Source organism: Pseudarthrobacter sulfonivorans (assembly GCF_024391045.1).
Classification (GTDB): domain Bacteria; phylum Actinomycetota; class Actinomycetes; order Actinomycetales; family Micrococcaceae; genus Arthrobacter; species Arthrobacter sulfonivorans_B.
Genome location: NZ_JANFCZ010000068.1, coordinates 1 through 379, shown reverse-complemented (window position 1 = coordinate 379; position 379 = coordinate 1). Strand labels below are relative to the sequence as shown.

The following is a 379-nucleotide window of genomic DNA, read 5'->3' as shown; positions in this document are numbered from 1 at the left end:
ATGGCCAACAAGGGCATCGTGTACGCGCAGTGGAATCCGGACTGGTTCAAATTCTTCCTGGGCCTGATGCTGCTGCTGGCCACCATCGTGAACCTCATCGTCAAGCGCCGCGCGGAACTCAAGTAAAGGGGCCGGGAACCATGAATGCCAATCAGATTGACCAGCAGACCCTGCTGCAGAATGAAAAAGACCCGCTGACCCACACCCCGGTCCACCTGCTCTCCCTGGAGGGTGTGGGCAAGCATTACGGGAACATCATCGCCCTCTCCGAGGTGACCATGGCGGTGGATAACGGCCGGGTCACCTGCGTCCTGGGTGATAACGGCGCGGGTAAGTCCACGCTGATCAAGATCATCGCCGGCCTGCACCAGCACGACGC

1 protein-coding gene and 1 pseudogene are annotated in these 379 nt (G+C 60.2%); both read left to right on the top strand.

Annotated elements, in window-relative coordinates:
* Window positions 1–126, top strand: a pseudogene (locus tag NQJ30_RS18910) (ABC transporter permease); the annotation flags it as partial.
* Between the two features lie 14 nt (window positions 127–140).
* Window positions 141–379, top strand: a 239-nt coding sequence (locus tag NQJ30_RS18905) for an ATP-binding cassette domain-containing protein (protein WP_255771852.1), incomplete at its 3' end; no start/stop codon positions are given.